The organism is Flagellimonas abyssi (assembly GCF_019457905.1).
Classification (GTDB): domain Bacteria; phylum Bacteroidota; class Bacteroidia; order Flavobacteriales; family Flavobacteriaceae; genus Flagellimonas; species Flagellimonas abyssi.
The window spans coordinates 13,331-28,689 of record NZ_JAHZSV010000015.1 but is presented as its reverse complement, the minus strand read 5'-3'; the positions used below and the strand labels follow the sequence as shown (position 1 = coordinate 28,689).

Sequence of the window (15,359 nt, the reverse complement as noted above, 5' to 3'; positions counted from 1 at the left end):
TGGCCCGTTCGTCTAGGGGTTAGGACGCCAGGTTTTCATCCTGGTAACAGGGGTTCGATTCCCCTACGGGCTACAAAGAAGAGTTTTTAAGCTTGAAAAGCTTTTATTTTTTAACTTTGAAGCTTAAAATTTTTTAGACTGAAATAATGGCCCGTTCGTCTAGGGGTTAGGACGCCAGGTTTTCATCCTGGTAACAGGGGTTCGATTCCCCTACGGGCTACAAAGAAGAGTTTTTAAGCTTGAAAAGCTTTTATTTTTTAACTTTGAAGCTTAAAATTTTTTAGACTGAAATAATGGCCCGTTCGTCTAGGGGTTAGGACGCCAGGTTTTCATCCTGGTAACAGGGGTTCGATTCCCCTACGGGCTACAAAGAAGAGTTTTTAAGCTTGAAAAGCTTTTATTTTTTAACTTTGAAGCTTAAAATTTTTTAGACTGAAATAATGGCCCGTTCGTCTAGGGGTTAGGACGCCAGGTTTTCATCCTGGTAACAGGGGTTCGATTCCCCTACGGGCTACAAAGAAAGGATTTAGAAAGAATTAATTGTAAGCAATGGCAAACCATAAGTCAGCATTAAAGAGAATTAGAAGAAACGAAGCAGTACGTTTGCGTAACAGGTATCAGCACAAAACTGTGCGTAATGCTATCAAAAAATTGCGTAACGAGGAAGACAAGAAGGCTGCTGAAGCTTTGTTGCCCACTGTAGTTGGTATGATCGATAAATTGGCAAAAAAGAACATCATTCACAACAATAAGGCAGCAAACCTTAAAAGTAAATTGATGACTCAGGTTGCAGCAATGTAATCGTGTCCAATCATAATATGTAGAACGCCTCCTTTTAGGGGGCGTTTTTATTTGTGCAAAGTTCTACCTAAAGGCCTTTCTTTTATGTACCATGACCCCAATCATAAAGGTGCCATACATAAACAAGATAAAAATCCAAAGAACACCGCGTAGGTTATAGTTGACCCAAATTTTAGGAGCTTCATAACCTATTATTATCAGAAAAGGGAAAATTGAATGGAAAACGGCAAGCCCCAAACTGGTCCAGAACATCAAATTGTGTTTTTTTGGGTATGGGTTGAACTCAATTTTCTTCTCTTTGTAGTACAGCCAAATACTGAATAATAATACCATGGATGCAACTAGATCTGCATAGTATAGATTTGAGTAGAATGGGTCTTGGAAGAATAGGCTAATGGCATAACTTAATAAACTTATCCCTGCACCTATTTTTACCCATTTCTTGTGCACTTCTTTATGCAATACCTGCCAATAGACGAAATAAAAAAACAAAAATGTTATCACCGAATAGATATTGTAAATGATAACATTGTACCAATTGTATTTGTTGTTGCTCACCACTTGGAATTCCTCATGGAACTTTATAAAATATCCCAGCAACTCTGTTAAAAATGTATACATGAGATACATGGGGTAATATTTTAATGGTGTATCAAAATAAGTGCGGTAACAGGCCACAGATACCAACCAAACAATAAGATAAAAAGGAATAATGTAATGTTCCGAGATAAAGGTTAGAATCGCATCCATAATCCTATGGTAACCGTCTAATGGACAGTGCGCTGGTTTCAGTTTGGTTGGACGGCAAAAATAACAAAAAAAAGCCTCCCAAAAAGGGAGGCTGGTATACGTTGTTTTAGAATATCACCTGAATGCCCTCCTTTTACCGATCAGCAGACCAAAAATGATAAATCCATACATTAATATTATCGATGTAACCAAGATGGGTTTTAAAAATATCCAGATTCCATATACTGCCTTAATCTTATAAAATGTTAGGATTAAGGGAAATGGAATATAAAATGCCAATAGACCTATAGTCACCCAAAACATCAAATTAAATTTTAAAGGATGACTGCTCTCTTCATTGAGTTTTTCTCTTAGGTACATAAGTGAAATCAAAACCATGAGAACGGACCCAAAGATATGGGCATAGGTCGTCTGATAAATCAATGGATTGACTAAAATGCCATTCACCAAATATCCTAACACGCATGCTATGATGAGATAAAAAACCAGTTTTTTGAGCTGGTCACTTTTTAATATTTTTCGATATACATCGAAAATGTATACGAAAAATACAACTTGATAAATATTGTAGATTACAATATTGTTAGGGGTGTATTTGCTATCGGAAAAAAATTGAAATTGATCGCTATATGTGATGAAATATCCCAAAATCTCATTAAAGAAAGTGTACATAATAATCATTGGGAAAAACTTTAGAGGTGTATCAAAAAACCTCCTATACCTGTAGACCGAAATAATCCAAGTCGCCAAGTACAGTATCACAAAGATCTGATCCCAAATGAGATTTAAAACTTCTTGCAGGGTCATTCTTTATTGGAAGTCCGAACCAAAAGGAGGAGGATATGAATTTCCATGATTTAAGTTCAAACTTGTACTTCCGCTCTGAAAGAAGGCGGGTGCAAAACTGGCCTGCGAAGTGTTGGGTTCACTTTCTTCTCCAGTTTCTGTGGTGCCAACAACCGCTTTTATTGGTTTGGCCTTTCCATCTGAACCTATATAGAAGCCCTCTTCTTTGCCATCGATCATGGTAGTGGGTACAATAAATATGGAGTTTTGTCTAGGATGGACCACTTTTTTTCCATCAGGAAAATTGGGTTTATCAGGATAGTTTGCAAAGTAAATCCTTAAGGATGCAACCTTAACACCTGCCTCATGAGCTTCCTGCTCCACATATTTCATGTATTGTTCCATATCGGCATAGCTAAAGGATGTAAACCGGGATGGAACAAATTTTTCATCAGCGTTCCGTTCGGCCTCAAATGTTCGTATAATGTCTATCCTATTCTTGGTGTAATTATCATATAATGATTTGGATTCTTCCAAAGAAATGATGCCCTCCGGCGGAGCCACTTTTTCTTGCCCCGGTTCGGTCGGTTCTTCTTTTTTAGGTGCTTCTTGACAGCCTCCCAGTAGTAATAAAATTGCCCCAAAAGAAGCGATCAGAATGGTTTTGTTGTTTTTCATAGTTAAGTATTTAGTTCAGTTTTGAGGAAACCGGAATAAAGATATGCCTTTTCTGTAAATTGACTCAATAAAAAACCCTTCAAAACTTGAAGGGTCTATTGTTATATTGTAAGAAGTACGGTGTGCTTTTACTCGTTCATGGTGAGTAAAAACTCCTCGTTGTTCTTCGTCTGCTTTATGCGTTGCTCCATAAACTCCATAGCTTCAACAGGATTCATGTCGGCAAGATACTTTCGCATGATCCACATACGTTGAATGGTGTTTTCGTCCAACAACAAATCGTCTCTTCGTGTAGAGGAAGAAATAAGGTCGATGGCAGGGAAAATCCTCCTGTTGGAAATTCTTCTGTCCAACTGAAGCTCCATGTTACCGGTACCCTTGAATTCCTCAAAAATAACCTCGTCCATTTTGGAGCCGGTTTCTGTTAAGGCTGTTGCGATAATGGATAAAGAACCTCCATTTTCAATGTTACGTGCCGCACCAAAGAAACGTTTTGGCTTGTGAAGCGCGTTGGCATCCACACCACCACTCAATACCTTACCAGAAGCGGGTTGTACAGTGTTGTAGGCACGGGCCAAACGGGTAATGGAATCCAATAAGATCACAACATCGTGACCGCATTCCACCAATCTTTTTGCTTTTTCCAATACAATATTGGCAACCCTTACGTGTTCTGTGGCTTCCTTGTCAAAAGTGGAAGCAACAACTTCTCCGCGTACGTTACGCTGCATGTCCGTAACCTCTTCAGGGCGTTCATCGATCAATAGGATGATTTGGTACACCTCAGGGTGGTTTGCCGCAATGGCATTGGCGATATCTTTCAACAACATGGTCTTACCAGTTTTGGGCTGGGACACGATCATTCCCCTTTGTCCTTTTCCGATAGGAGAGAACAAATCCATGATCCTTGTTGAAATTGTACTTTGCTTTTCCGCCAATTTGAACTTTTCCTTTGGAAACAATGGAGTGAGATGCTCAAAAGCTACCCTATCACGAACCACTTGTGGGTCCAGTCCATTGATTTTGTTCACTTTGATCAGCGGGAAATATTTTTCACCCTCTTTTGGAGGTCTAATGTTCCCTAAGATCGTATCACCGGATTTTAGTCCAAATAAACGTATCTGGGATTGTGATACATAAATATCATCGGGAGAAGAAAGATAGTTGTAGTCGGATGATCTAAGGAATCCGTAACCATCTTGCATAATGTCCAGGACACCTTCACTCTCTATAATACTATCGAACTCGAACTCTGGTTCTTTGTACCTGTTTTTCAGGTCCTTGTCAAAGTTGCTGTTCTTTTTGTCGTGATGTGGTTTGTTGTTCTGGTTGTTTCTTCTATTGTTGTTCTGATTTTTTTGAGGACTATTATTGTTGCTATTGCTATTGCTATTGCTATTGCTATTGCTCTGTGGCTTATTGTCCTTTTTGGGTTGGGTGCTTTGTCCCTTTGAATCGTCTTTTTTGTTTCTGGGCTCCCTTTTTGGAGGAGCTTTATCGCCACTTTCATTAGTAGTGCTCTTCTCCTCGGTCTTTTTTGGACGAGGTGTTCTGGCCCTTTGTGGTTTGGATTCAGGTTTTTCTTCGGTAGTCGCTGCTACAGTTTCCTTAACTGCTTTGGGATTGGAAGCCTGTAAGTCCAATATTTGGTAGACCAGGTCCAATTTTTTCAATGATTTGAATTTGGGAACATTAAGATCCTTTGCAATTTCTTGCAGCTCAGGAAGCTTTTTAGCTTTTAGATCGGAAATCTCGAACATTAAGTAATGGAATAAGTTAAACTTGTGTGATTCTAAAATTTGAAGTAAAGTTATTTATGAATGCTACTGGAGAAAGAATTCCTAGGTAGGTGCTTGATAATAACGAGACAATATTACAAATAATTTTTCAAGAATAAGGCCTTAATTCTCAAAAAGACGCCTATTTTTGCCATTCGAAAGCAATTTGTACAATGATTCAACGGATACAAACGTTATTTTTGCTCATAGTAGGCCTTATTTCAGGTGTGCTGCCGTTCTTTTTGAACTTGTGGGTGGAAATAGGTGGAAAAGAGGTGTTTGCCCAAGACGAAGTGTTGGTGAGCCTAGTTTTTTACACTGTGACCGTTTTGGCAGTTGTATCTATTGTAATGTACAAGAAAAGACAAAATCAATTTGTGGTGAACAGATTGAATATGATATTGAACCTTTTTTTACTAGGATTTTTCGTTTATCGATCGCTAAGCTTATCCGGAGAAACTGTGGTTTCTGAGAAGGGTATTGGGATGCTGATTCCTGTATTTTCTATCGTTTTTCTGGTCTTGGCCAACAGGGCTATCAAAAAGGATGAAGATCTTGTAAAATCTGTTGATCGCTTACGTTGAACCTAACATCTTAGTAGTATTAGTGCGAAAAAACCCTGGCTTTGGCCGGGGTTTTTATGTATTTGGCTATCGCTTGCCCAATTCCACAACTTCTAAATCCGATATTTTTTCCCCATCGATAACAAAACGCAACATAGTGCGTACCTGATGAAAACCATGTTTTCCACATGCCCCTGGATTCATGTGCAACAGCCCCAATTTTTTGTCGTGCATTACCTTTAATATATGGGAATGTCCACAAATAAATAGTTTGGGCGGATTGTTTCTGATTTCATCCCGTACCCGAATATTATAGCGGTTCGGATAACCGCCAATGTGCGTAATCCAAACATCGACCCCTTCGCACATAAATCGGTTATTTTCTGGAAATTCTTTTTGAATCACATGGTCATCAATATTTCCGTGCACGCCTCTAACCGGTTTTAGGGCTTCCAGCTCATCGGTAACAGATAGGCTTCCAATGTCGCCTGCATGCCAAACTTCATCAGCTTGCGCTGCATATTTTAAAATGGTTGGGTCCATATGGCCATGCGTGTCGGAAAGCAACAGGATTTTCTTCATTTCGCTAAAAATATGCTAAAAACCAACGGTCGGATTTATGTTGGAAAGGATTCAATTATCTTTACAGGCTTAAAAGTAATCCATTCCATTGAGATATTTCGTCCAATTTTCTTATTTCGGCAAGGCATATCATGGTTGGCAGAACCAGCCCAATGCCATCACCGTGCAAGAGGTTTTGGAAAAAGCACTGTCCACATTGTTACGTGAAAAGGTTGAGGTGATAGGTGCCGGGAGAACCGATGCAGGAGTGCATGCCAAGCAGATGTTCTGCCATATGGATGTTGATTCAATATCGGATATTGATGAATTGGTGTACCGATTGAATGCCTTTTTACCGGATGATATTGCCGTACAGGCCATATTTCCTGTTATCGATACAGCCCATGCCCGTTTTGATGCTGTGGAACGCACTTACGAATATTGGCTGGTCAAGGAAAAGAGCCCCTTTCTTTTTGATTATGCCCACTTGGTAAAGCACCCTTTGAACTTGCCATCGATGAACAGGGCGGCGCAATTGATGTTGAATTACACTGATTTTGAATGTTTTTCCAAATCCAATACCGATGTAAAAACATTCAAATGTGATGTCCGCGAGGCAGTTTGGACAGTAGATAAGGAAAAATGGGTCTTTACCATTACGGCCGACCGTTTTTTACGGAACATGGTCCGTGCAGTGGTAGGAACGTTGTTGGATGTGGGGCAGGGTAAAATGTCCCCTGAGGATATTCATAAGATTATAGCAAGTAAAGATAGGGGAGAGGCGGGTGTCTCCGTCCCGGCAAAAGGATTATATTTGACCAAGGTTTCATATCCAAAAGAGATTTTTGATGAGCAAAAAGGATGATGTAGGAAAAGCGTTTGATTTTCGATTGTTCAAGCGTGTTTTTTCACGGACCAGGCCCTATCGAGGCATTTTTTGGCTGGTGGCCATAGTGGCCATTTTATCGGCGGCATTTGCTATCGGAATTCCCTTGTTGGTCAAGGAAATCATCAACAAGTCTCTGGAAAGTAAGGATTCTGAGCAATTGCTCAACAATGTTATGCTCATGCTTGCTTTTTTGCTCGGCCAGGTAATTACGCAATTATTGTTCAATTATTATGCGAACCTATTGGGCGAGTCGGTCATCAGGGATATTCGTATCAATCTTTTTGAAAAGATGACAGGTTTTAAAATGACCTACTTCGACAATTCTTCCATTGGAGTTTTGGTGACCAGGGCCGTAGCGGATATGCAGCGCATTGGCGAAATATTTAGCCAAGGGTTTTTTATGATAGTTGCCGATGCTCTTAAAATGCTATCCGCAGCCATTATTATGGTGGTCATTAACTGGAAGTTGGCCTTAATCGTATTTGCCATTATGCCAATTATCCTAATTGCTACACGGCTATTTCAACAAGCCATGAAGGTGGCATTTGTGGAAGTTAGGGCACAGGTATCCAATCTTAATTCATTTGTACAGGAGCGAATAGCTGGAATGAAAATCGTTCAACTCTTCAACCGTGAGGAGATTGAAAAGGAGAAGTTCCGTGTTATCAACGAAAAGCATCAGAATGCTTGGTTGAAAACGGTCTGGTACAACTCCATATTCTTCCCTATCGCTGAAATATCCAACTCCATTGGTATTGGGTTGGTGGTGTATTTTGGTGTGATTCAGAATATAGAAAATGTGGGGATGGACAACAAGGGGGCCATTTTGGCTTTCTTTTTCTTGATGGATCTGCTGTTTAGGCCCCTACGTCAAATCGCCGATAAGTTCAATACCCTGCAAATGGGAATGGTAGCTGCCAACCGTGTATTCAAGATTTTGGATACCGATAGCCATATCGACGATAACGGTACCGTGGAGAAAAAAGATGTGAAAGGAGATATTGAATTCAAGGATGTACATTTTGGCTATGTGCCCGATGAAGAAGTACTCCATGGAATTTCGTTTGATGTAAAGGCAGGTGAAACCGTAGCCATTGTCGGTGCCACAGGTGCAGGAAAATCGACTATCATTAATCTGCTCAACCGATTCTACGAGATCAACTCCGGTAAAATTTTGGTGGACAATGTGTGTTTGGACGACTATACATTAAAGTCGCTCCGTTCACATATCGCTATTGTACTGCAAGATGTATTCTTATTTGCAGATACCATTGCGAATAACATTTCACTTCGTGATAATGATATCACCACGGAACAGATTGAGGCGGCCGCCAAGCAAATTGGAGTGCACGAATTTATTTCGAGCCTTCCAGGTGGGTACCAATACAACGTAAAAGAGCGTGGAACGATGCTCTCCAGCGGTCAGCGTCAATTGATTGCCTTTTTAAGAGCCTATGTGAGCAACCCGAGTATTCTTATTTTGGATGAAGCTACATCATCCGTGGATACCTATTCCGAAATACTGATACAAGAAGCTACCGACAAGATTACCGAAGGCAGGACTTCCATTATTATAGCGCACCGTTTGGCGACCATTAAAAAAGCGGATAAAATTATTGTAATGGATGCCGGTAAAATCATTGAGGTCGGAACCCACAAGGAACTGTTGGAAAAAGGTGGCTACTACAACGATCTTTACCAGGCGCAGTTTTTGGCAGAGGAAGTGGCTTAACTCTAATTTTGAGGTGGAGGCACAAAATCATCAATGTTTAACATACCGGTTAACAACATGATAAGCGGTATCAATGTGGCAATCATCATATAAAGAATTACAAAACCCATATTGAAAAATATTAACCTTCCAACCAGTGCCAACCCTTTTGAACTTGATACGCGAATAACTACGAAGCAGGCATATAAAAGCATCATCAATGAGCCAATTAATGAAAATATCATAAAGTTTTCTGGAGCAAATAAGAGAATCAAAACTGATGGGATAAAGATTACGACGCTATAATGTGATAACGTGTACATGAAAATGATGGTGCGCTCTGCAAAATTATATTTCTTTTCATCAAAACACAGCCACCCAGAAATGGCCATCAATGGAATGAAAAGAATAAATACCAAAGATTGATAGTCCATTATGAAACCCATCAATTTTTGTTGAAATTTTATTTGTTCTTCTGTGTCATAGAAATCGAAATCAAGCAAATCGATGGATTTCGACATAAGGAAAATTTGAACTCCTGAAAGCGTTAAGGCTATCCCTAAATAACTTATGGGGTTCAAGTATTTCCTACGAAGCCCCTGTATGTACCCTTCTATAACTACCTCAGGTTTGGTGAACAGATGCACAAAGGTGTTCACGAATGTATTGTCGAGGTTAAAATACCGTTCAAGTATATCGGTCCAGAGATTTTTAATTGTAATTCTGTTACGTATAACTTTTCCTCCGCAGTTGGGACAATAAAGAAAGTCCGTTCTTAAGGTGTCACCGCAATTTTTGCACGTCATTGCTCCAAGTCCTTTTTAATGCGTTTTGCCAATTCCTCCTTGTTTTTAAAAGGAATAAAATCGCCATTTTTTATGTAGGATATGGAACCTGTTTCTTCACTGACCACAAGACAGAGTGCATCTGTTTTTTCGGTAATGCCAACAGCGGCTCTGTGGCGTAGGCCAAAACGAAGGGGGATATTGCGGTCGTTGGAAACGGGCAAAATCACTCTGGTAGCGGTAATGAAGTTTTCTTGGATTACAATGGCACCATCGTGCAGCGGACTATTTTTGAAAAAGATACTTTCTAAAATAGGCTGTGTTATTTTTATATCCATCGTATCTCCGGTAGATTTTACAAAATCCAAGGAGTTGTTCCTTTCTATAACGATGAGTGCACCAGTTTTGGATGAGGCCATGCGTTCGCAGGCATTTATGATGGCATCAACATCCGTGGTGGTGGAGACAGCTTCTTGTTTTAAAAACTTAAAGCGTCTTAAAAAATTTCTTTTGGAGGCAAAATTAGTGGAGCCGACCATTAACAGAAACTTTCGAATCTCTTGTTGGAATACAATGATCAGGGCGATAAGACCTATGTTCATAAAGCCACCCACCATACTGCTGATCATTTTCATTTGAAGCAATTCGGTAAGTTTCCATAATGCCCAAACAATCACGATACCTATAAAAATATTGATGGCTACCGTTCCCTTTACCAGTTTGTAAATGTAATAGAGGAGTGCGGCCACTAGGACTATGTCGATGACATCCGTAATCTTGAATTCGATAAAATTTAAAAAATCCAACCGCAGCGTTTTTGTAAAATTAGCAAAAATAGGAGAACCTCAAATTAGAGGGCATTCTCTTTTAAGGCCGTTACAAGTTTAACACATTCCATGGCTTCTTTTACATCGTGGGCCCGAATAATATTGGCTCCTTTTAAAAGTGCCACGGTATGCAGCGCGGTGGTTCCGTTCAAAGCTTCTTGAGGTGATGATTCCAGCACTTTGTAAATCATGGATTTTCTGCTCAGGCCTATCAAAATGGGTAAACCAAAGGTTTGAAACATATCCAAGTGGTTGAGCAATGTATAATTTTGCCCAGTTGTTTTGGCAAATCCAAACCCTGGGTCTATTATCACATCGTTGATTTTTTTTGATGTGGTCTCTTTGATTTTCTCTGAAAAATAATACCTGAGATCGTTGATGAAGTTGTCGTAGGTCGCTTGCTTTTGCATGGATTTCGGAGTGCCCTTCATGTGCATCATAATGTACGGAACTTGATGATTGGCGACTGTATCGAACATTGCTTCATCCAGATTTCCAGCTGATATATCGTTGATCATGGCCGCACCGTGTTCAATGCTTTCAGTTGCCACCTTGCTCCGAAAGGTATCCACCGAAATCAAAGTATCAGGAAATTTCTTCAGGATAAGGTCAACAACGGGAATCATCCGTTTCAATTCCTCATCTTCCGGAACATGCTCGGCACCGGGTCGGGAGCTATAGGCACCCATATCAATAAAGGTTGCGCCATGGTTGAGCATATACTCAACTTGGTCAAGTATGGATGCTTCGTCCTTGTATTTGCCGCCATCAAAAAAGGAATCGGGCGTTAGGTTGAGGATGCCCATCACTCTGGGCGTTTTTAAGTCTACAAGCTCACCTTTGCAGTTTATGGTCATAAAAAATATATGCTTTGTCGGGTTTCATTATCTTTGGCAAAGTGCTCATGGGCACGGATAAGTTGGACGAAATTTACGCAAATTAGCAACAATACATGCAGCAGACTTCCCAACAATACGATGAGGTGATACAAACCTGTCGTGAATTGTTTTCAAAAAAGGCCAAGGATTATGGTACCGCTTGGCGAATCCTTAGGTTACCCTCATTAACAGACCAGATTTTTATAAAGGCACAGCGCATTCGCGGTCTTCAACAGAACGATGTGCGCAAGGTGGACGAAGACGAGCGTTCCGAGTTTATCGGGATTATCAATTATTCCATTATGGCGTTGATTCAGATTAAGAAAGGCGTGGTGGAACAGCCAGATTTGACTGCTGAAGAGGCCATTGCCCTTTATGATGAGCAAGTAGCCATTACCAAAAAGTTGATGGAGGATAAAAACCACGATTATGGTGAAGCGTGGCGAGATATGCGTGTAAGCTCCCTTACCGATTTGATTTTGCAAAAGTTATTGCGCGTAAAACAGATTGAGAACAACCAAGGTGCGACTTTGGTGAGCGAGGGTGTGGATGCCAACTATCAGGATATGGTAAATTATGCAGTTTTTGCACTCATTCATTTGGGTGTAAATACCAAATGATAAAATCCAAATAACAAAAATTCACTTTGAATAACAAGTATGATTTAGAAGATAGAACATTCAATTTTGCAAAGAATTGTAGAAAGTATGTCAAATCATTGAAAACCTCCGTCATAAACATTGAAGATGGAAAACAATTGATTCGTTCTTCTGGTTCTGTTGGAGCCAATTATATTGAGGCAAATGAAAAACTGGGGGACAAGGATTTTAAGTTTAGATTGAAAATAGCAAGAAAAGAAGCAAAGGAATCGGGGTATTGGTTACGTTTGCTGAAGGATTCAAATCCTGATAGTGATTTAGCGCAGAATTTGATTGAGGAATCTATCGAGTTAAGAAAGATATTATCATCAATTTTGAAAAAGGCTTAATCGAGAGGAAATTGGGTTTTGTTTTTTTAGGATTGGAAATTTATTTTGAAAAATATGAAATATTTGGTCTGGATATCAAGAATTATAGTAGGGGTGTTGTTCATTATCAGCGGGTTGATAAAGTTGAACGACCCCATGGGTTTTTCCTTCAAACTGGAAGAATATTTTAGTCCAGGGGTATTGGACATTCCTTTTTTGACTCCCTTGGCATTGGCCATTTCTATTTTTGTGGTTATTGTTGAGGTGATTTTGGGCATTTTACTATTGATTGGATTTAAACCCAAATTCACGGTTTGGAGCCTACTGCTCATGATCGTGTTCTTCACATTCTTGACGTTTTATTCAGCATATTTCAATAAAGTTACGGATTGTGGCTGTTTTGGAGACGCCGTCAAGCTAACGCCTTGGGAATCCTTTACTAAAGACGTGATTCTATTGGTGTTTATTTTGATTCTGTTTTTTGGCAGAAAATATATTATACCATTGTTCAGTTCCAAAGTCAATTGGATAGTTGGGGTAGTGTCGTTGCTGGCTTGTGCCCTGTTTGCAAATCATGTATTGGCCCATTTGCCATCGGTGGATTTTAGGCCCTATAAAATTGGTGCTAACATACAAGAAGGAATGTCCGTTCCCGAAAATGCTCCGAAACCCATTTATGAGTATGCTTGGCGTTTTAAGGTGAATGGTGAAGAGCAAATTTATGTAACGGAGGGCGACTATCCTACGGTAGATGGAGAATTTATTGATGTGGAAACTACTCAGATACAAGCAGGGTATGAACCTCCCATTCATGACTTTACCATTGAACAAGAAGGGCAGGACTATGCTCCTGAACTGCTGGAAGAGGATAAGCTGGTAATGGTGATTGCTTATGATTTAAACAAAACAGCAGGTTTGACCAAAGGAGCAACTGTTGATGATATTAAGGAGGCACAAAAGGAAGTTTATCCAGAGGTAAAGAAAACTACTGATAAGGCAATTGAAAACGGTTACAAAGTCATTGGAATGTCCGCTTCGAGCAGCGATATGGCAAATCAGCTAATCGATACCTACGGACTGGATTTTGAATTCTATTTTACAGATGAAACAACTTTAAAGACTATTGTGCGCTCTAATCCAGCTATTTTAGTGCTCAGCAAGGGGACTATTCAACAAAAGGTACATTACAACGATTTTGAGGAACTGGAGTTTTAATGTTTGTTGTTTTTCAGTTTAAATGTTTTGATGTAAGATGGGTAGGATAGATAGGTTCGAAGATTTGGAAGTCTGGAAAATTTCCAGGGAACTGTGTCAACTAGTAGAGCACCCTTTTCAAACAACTGAGTTGGGGAACAATTATGCGTTGCGTAACCAAATGGAGCGAAGTTCAGGTTCAATTATGGATAATATAGCAGAAGGCTTTGGAAGAGGTGGGAATAAAGAGTTCCATAATTTTTTGAGTTTTTCAAAAGGTTCGTGTACAGAGTTGAAATCTCAATTTTATCGTTCTTTCGACAAGAAGCTAATCTCTAATGAGGATTACATGAAAGCTCTGGAGATGACAGAACACTGTAACAACAAAATTGGGGCGTTTATGTATTACCTTCGAAACACTAAAATAAGAGGACAAAAATTCAACAATAGGGAAAAAGAATAATTTTTACACCAAACACCAAACACCAAACACCAAACACCAAACACCAAATACCAAACACCAAACACCAAACACCAAACACCAAACACCAAAAGAGTATAACATAACAACAAATAACATGAGAACAAAGATTGTAGCAGGAAATTGGAAGATGAACAAAAACCTTCAGGAAACGGAGGAATTGTTGGCCGAGCTTTCCGCCAAACTACCTGATACCAATGCAGATGTGATAGTAGCGCCAACATTTGTGAACCTTCAAGCCGCAAAACAAGCATTGCAAGATTCCAAAATACAAGTGGCAGCCCAAAATATGCACTTTGCAGAAAGTGGGGCATATACCGGGGAAATTTCTGCTGATATGTTACTTAGTTTGGATGTGGATGTTGTCATTTTGGGTCACTCCGAAAGGCGTGCCTACTTTGGTGAAGACGATGAGTTATTGGCCAAAAAGGTAAAAACAGCTATCGAGAAGGGTCTAAAAGTAATTTTCTGCTTTGGTGAGGAATTGGAGGATAGAAAATCCGACAACCATTTTGCCGTAGTGGAAAGTCAGTTAAAAAACGCACTTTTTGATTTAGATGCCAGCGCTTGGAGCAAGATAGTACTTGCCTACGAACCCGTTTGGGCCATTGGTACTGGAGAAACGGCGAGTCCAGAGCAAGCTCAGGAAATGCATGCGTTCATCAGAAAAACAATTGCAGATGGATTCAATTCGTCTATTGCCGAGGATGTTTCCATTTTGTACGGAGGAAGTGTTAAGCCTGCCAACGCTGCCGAAATATTTTCAAAACCAGATGTAGATGGTGGTTTGATTGGAGGAGCTTCATTGAAAGCTGAAGATTTCTCGGATATCATCAAGGCCATTTAAAAGCAAATCCATTGGTCTATCTAGAATACGACTTTAAAATAAGCCCGCTCCAACCCGCAACCGATATTTTGATTGCGGAGTTGGGGGAATTGGGGTTTGAGAGTTTTGTGGAAAATGAAACAGGACTATTGGCTTACATTCTCAAATCAGAATGGAAAGAAGATGCCTTGGAAGAACTATTTGTGTTCCAAAATCCAAATTTTGAAATAAGTTGGTCACAGAAGGAAATCGAACAGCAGAATTGGAATGCAGAATGGGAAAAGAATTTTCATCCCATAATAGTAGGAGATAGGTGTATGGTTCGAGCTCCATTTCATGAGGCGACCAATGTGGAATACGATATCATTATAGAACCAAAAATGAGTTTTGGTACGGGGCACCACGAAACCACACATATGATGTTGCAACATATTCTGGACAATGATTTCGATGGAAAATCAGTTCTGGATATGGGATGCGGAACAGGTGTGCTGGCCATTTTGGCCAAAAAGCGTGGCGCGGGAGATACCGAGGCTATAGATATTGATGAATGGTGCTTTTTGAATACCCAAGAAAATGTAGAGCGAAACGGTTGCTCCGATATCAAAGCCTTTCAAGGAGACAGTAGTTTGCTAGAGGGCAAAAAATATGATGTGATATTGGCCAATATCAACCGAAATATTCTACTGGAAGATATATCGGTCTACGCTAACTGCCTCAAAAAAAACGGTTCCTTATTTTTAAGTGGCTTCTATTTAGAGGATTTGGATGCAATTTCCTCAAAATGTGGTGCATATGGTTTGGAATTTGAAAAAAATCTGGAGAAGAACAATTGGGTTGCGGCAAAATATGTAAATTAGATAGACATAAACTCCGTTAATAAA

17 protein-coding genes, 4 tRNA genes and 1 pseudogene are annotated in these 15,359 nt (G+C 39.8%); 14 read left to right on the top strand and 8 right to left on the bottom strand.

Annotation, left to right across the window (positions count from 1 at the left end; translation table 11 throughout):
* Nucleotide 1 precedes the first annotated feature (1 nt).
* The 5 genes from K1F36_RS12020 (at nucleotide 2) to rpsT (ending at nucleotide 801) form a co-directional block, all read left to right on the top strand.
* Nucleotides 2–73: transfer RNA gene (locus K1F36_RS12020), tRNA-Glu, on the top strand.
* Nucleotides 74–148: 75 nt separating this feature from the next.
* Nucleotides 149–220: transfer RNA gene (locus K1F36_RS12015), tRNA-Glu, on the top strand.
* Between the two features lie 75 nt (nucleotides 221–295).
* Nucleotides 296–367: transfer RNA gene (locus K1F36_RS12010), tRNA-Glu, on the top strand.
* Between the two features lie 75 nt (nucleotides 368–442).
* Nucleotides 443–514 (top strand) — tRNA-Glu (locus tag K1F36_RS12005).
* Between the two features lie 35 nt (nucleotides 515–549).
* Nucleotides 550–801 (top strand): 30S ribosomal protein S20, encoded by a 252-nt coding sequence (gene rpsT / locus K1F36_RS12000; RefSeq protein ID WP_207032733.1) that lies wholly within the window; start codon nucleotides 550–552, stop codon nucleotides 799–801.
* 63 nt (nucleotides 802–864) lie between these two features.
* Here rpsT and K1F36_RS11995 read toward each other — a convergent pair whose 3' ends face one another.
* The 3 genes from K1F36_RS11995 to rho form a co-directional block, all read right to left on the bottom strand.
* Nucleotides 865–1,551: a hypothetical protein gene (locus tag K1F36_RS11995; protein WP_220114041.1), complete on the bottom strand. Its 687-nt coding sequence runs from the start codon at nucleotides 1,549–1,551 to the stop codon at nucleotides 865–867.
* A gap of 810 nt (nucleotides 1,552–2,361) precedes the next feature.
* A complete protein-coding gene (locus tag K1F36_RS11990; RefSeq protein ID WP_220114040.1) occupies nucleotides 2,362–3,015 on the bottom strand; it encodes a hypothetical protein in 654 nt (217 codons plus the stop codon).
* Between the two features lie 128 nt (nucleotides 3,016–3,143).
* Nucleotides 3,144–4,775, bottom strand: coding sequence for a transcription termination factor Rho (gene rho / locus K1F36_RS11985; protein WP_220114039.1), 1,632 nt, complete (start codon nucleotides 4,773–4,775; stop codon nucleotides 3,144–3,146).
* Nucleotides 4,776–4,966: 191 nt separating this feature from the next.
* Between rho and K1F36_RS11980 the strand changes: the two genes are divergently transcribed.
* The gene (locus K1F36_RS11980; protein ID WP_207032729.1) at nucleotides 4,967–5,377 is read left to right on the top strand and encodes a DUF4293 domain-containing protein; all 411 of its coding nucleotides are present in this window, start codon (nucleotides 4,967–4,969) and stop codon (nucleotides 5,375–5,377) included.
* Between the two features lie 66 nt (nucleotides 5,378–5,443).
* On the opposite strand, the gene K1F36_RS11975 is transcribed toward K1F36_RS11980, so the two are convergent.
* Nucleotides 5,444–5,938, bottom strand: coding sequence for a metallophosphoesterase family protein (locus tag K1F36_RS11975; RefSeq protein ID WP_220114038.1), 495 nt, complete (start codon nucleotides 5,936–5,938; stop codon nucleotides 5,444–5,446).
* Nucleotides 5,939–6,026: 88 nt separating this feature from the next.
* On the opposite strand from K1F36_RS11975, the gene truA reads away from it, so the two are divergent.
* On the top strand, nucleotides 6,027–6,782 hold the full coding sequence (gene truA / locus K1F36_RS11970) for a tRNA pseudouridine(38-40) synthase TruA (RefSeq protein ID WP_220114037.1): 756 nt from the start codon (nucleotides 6,027–6,029) through the stop codon (nucleotides 6,780–6,782).
* Entirely contained in the window at nucleotides 6,766–8,538 is a 1,773-nt protein-coding gene (locus K1F36_RS11965; protein WP_220114036.1) for an ABC transporter ATP-binding protein, read from the top strand. The genes truA and K1F36_RS11965 overlap by 17 nt, the downstream gene beginning before the upstream one ends.
* A gap of 2 nt (nucleotides 8,539–8,540) precedes the next feature.
* Here the strand turns inward: K1F36_RS11965 and K1F36_RS20155 are convergent, their stop codons facing one another.
* The 4 genes and pseudogenes from K1F36_RS20155 to folP form a co-directional block, all read right to left on the bottom strand.
* Entirely contained in the window at nucleotides 8,541–9,038 is a 498-nt protein-coding gene (locus tag K1F36_RS20155) for a hypothetical protein (protein ID WP_258539050.1), read from the bottom strand.
* Between the two features lie 30 nt (nucleotides 9,039–9,068).
* A pseudogene (locus K1F36_RS20400) lies at nucleotides 9,069–9,323 on the bottom strand (DUF3667 domain-containing protein); the annotation flags it as partial.
* Complete coding sequence (cdaA, locus tag K1F36_RS11955) at nucleotides 9,320–10,108, bottom strand: diadenylate cyclase CdaA (RefSeq protein ID WP_220114034.1); 789 nt, start codon at nucleotides 10,106–10,108, stop codon at nucleotides 9,320–9,322. The pseudogene K1F36_RS20400 and the gene cdaA, both read right to left, overlap by 4 nt.
* Nucleotides 10,109–10,152: 44 nt before the next feature.
* Complete coding sequence (gene folP / locus K1F36_RS11950) at nucleotides 10,153–10,986, bottom strand: dihydropteroate synthase (RefSeq protein ID WP_220114033.1); 834 nt, start codon at nucleotides 10,984–10,986, stop codon at nucleotides 10,153–10,155.
* Between the two features lie 95 nt (nucleotides 10,987–11,081).
* On the opposite strand from folP, the gene K1F36_RS11945 reads away from it, so the two are divergent.
* From K1F36_RS11945 to prmA, 6 genes are all read left to right on the top strand, one after another.
* Entirely contained in the window at nucleotides 11,082–11,627 is a 546-nt protein-coding gene (locus K1F36_RS11945) for a DUF1599 domain-containing protein (RefSeq protein ID WP_220114032.1), read from the top strand.
* A 26-nt stretch (nucleotides 11,628–11,653) separates the two neighbouring features.
* Complete coding sequence (locus K1F36_RS11940) at nucleotides 11,654–11,995, top strand: four helix bundle protein (protein ID WP_220114031.1); 342 nt, start codon at nucleotides 11,654–11,656, stop codon at nucleotides 11,993–11,995.
* A 54-nt stretch (nucleotides 11,996–12,049) separates the two neighbouring features.
* On the top strand, nucleotides 12,050–13,189 hold the full coding sequence (locus K1F36_RS11935; protein ID WP_220114030.1) for a BT_3928 family protein: 1,140 nt from the start codon (nucleotides 12,050–12,052) through the stop codon (nucleotides 13,187–13,189).
* Between the two features lie 37 nt (nucleotides 13,190–13,226).
* The gene (locus K1F36_RS11930) at nucleotides 13,227–13,631 is read left to right on the top strand and encodes a four helix bundle protein (protein ID WP_220114029.1); all 405 of its coding nucleotides are present in this window, start codon (nucleotides 13,227–13,229) and stop codon (nucleotides 13,629–13,631) included.
* Between the two features lie 115 nt (nucleotides 13,632–13,746).
* On the top strand, nucleotides 13,747–14,496 hold the full coding sequence (tpiA, locus tag K1F36_RS11925; protein ID WP_220114028.1) for a triose-phosphate isomerase: 750 nt from the start codon (nucleotides 13,747–13,749) through the stop codon (nucleotides 14,494–14,496).
* 11 nt (nucleotides 14,497–14,507) lie between these two features.
* The gene (gene prmA / locus K1F36_RS11920) at nucleotides 14,508–15,335 is read left to right on the top strand and encodes a 50S ribosomal protein L11 methyltransferase (RefSeq protein WP_220114027.1); all 828 of its coding nucleotides are present in this window, start codon (nucleotides 14,508–14,510) and stop codon (nucleotides 15,333–15,335) included.
* Nucleotides 15,336–15,359 lie beyond the last annotated feature (24 nt).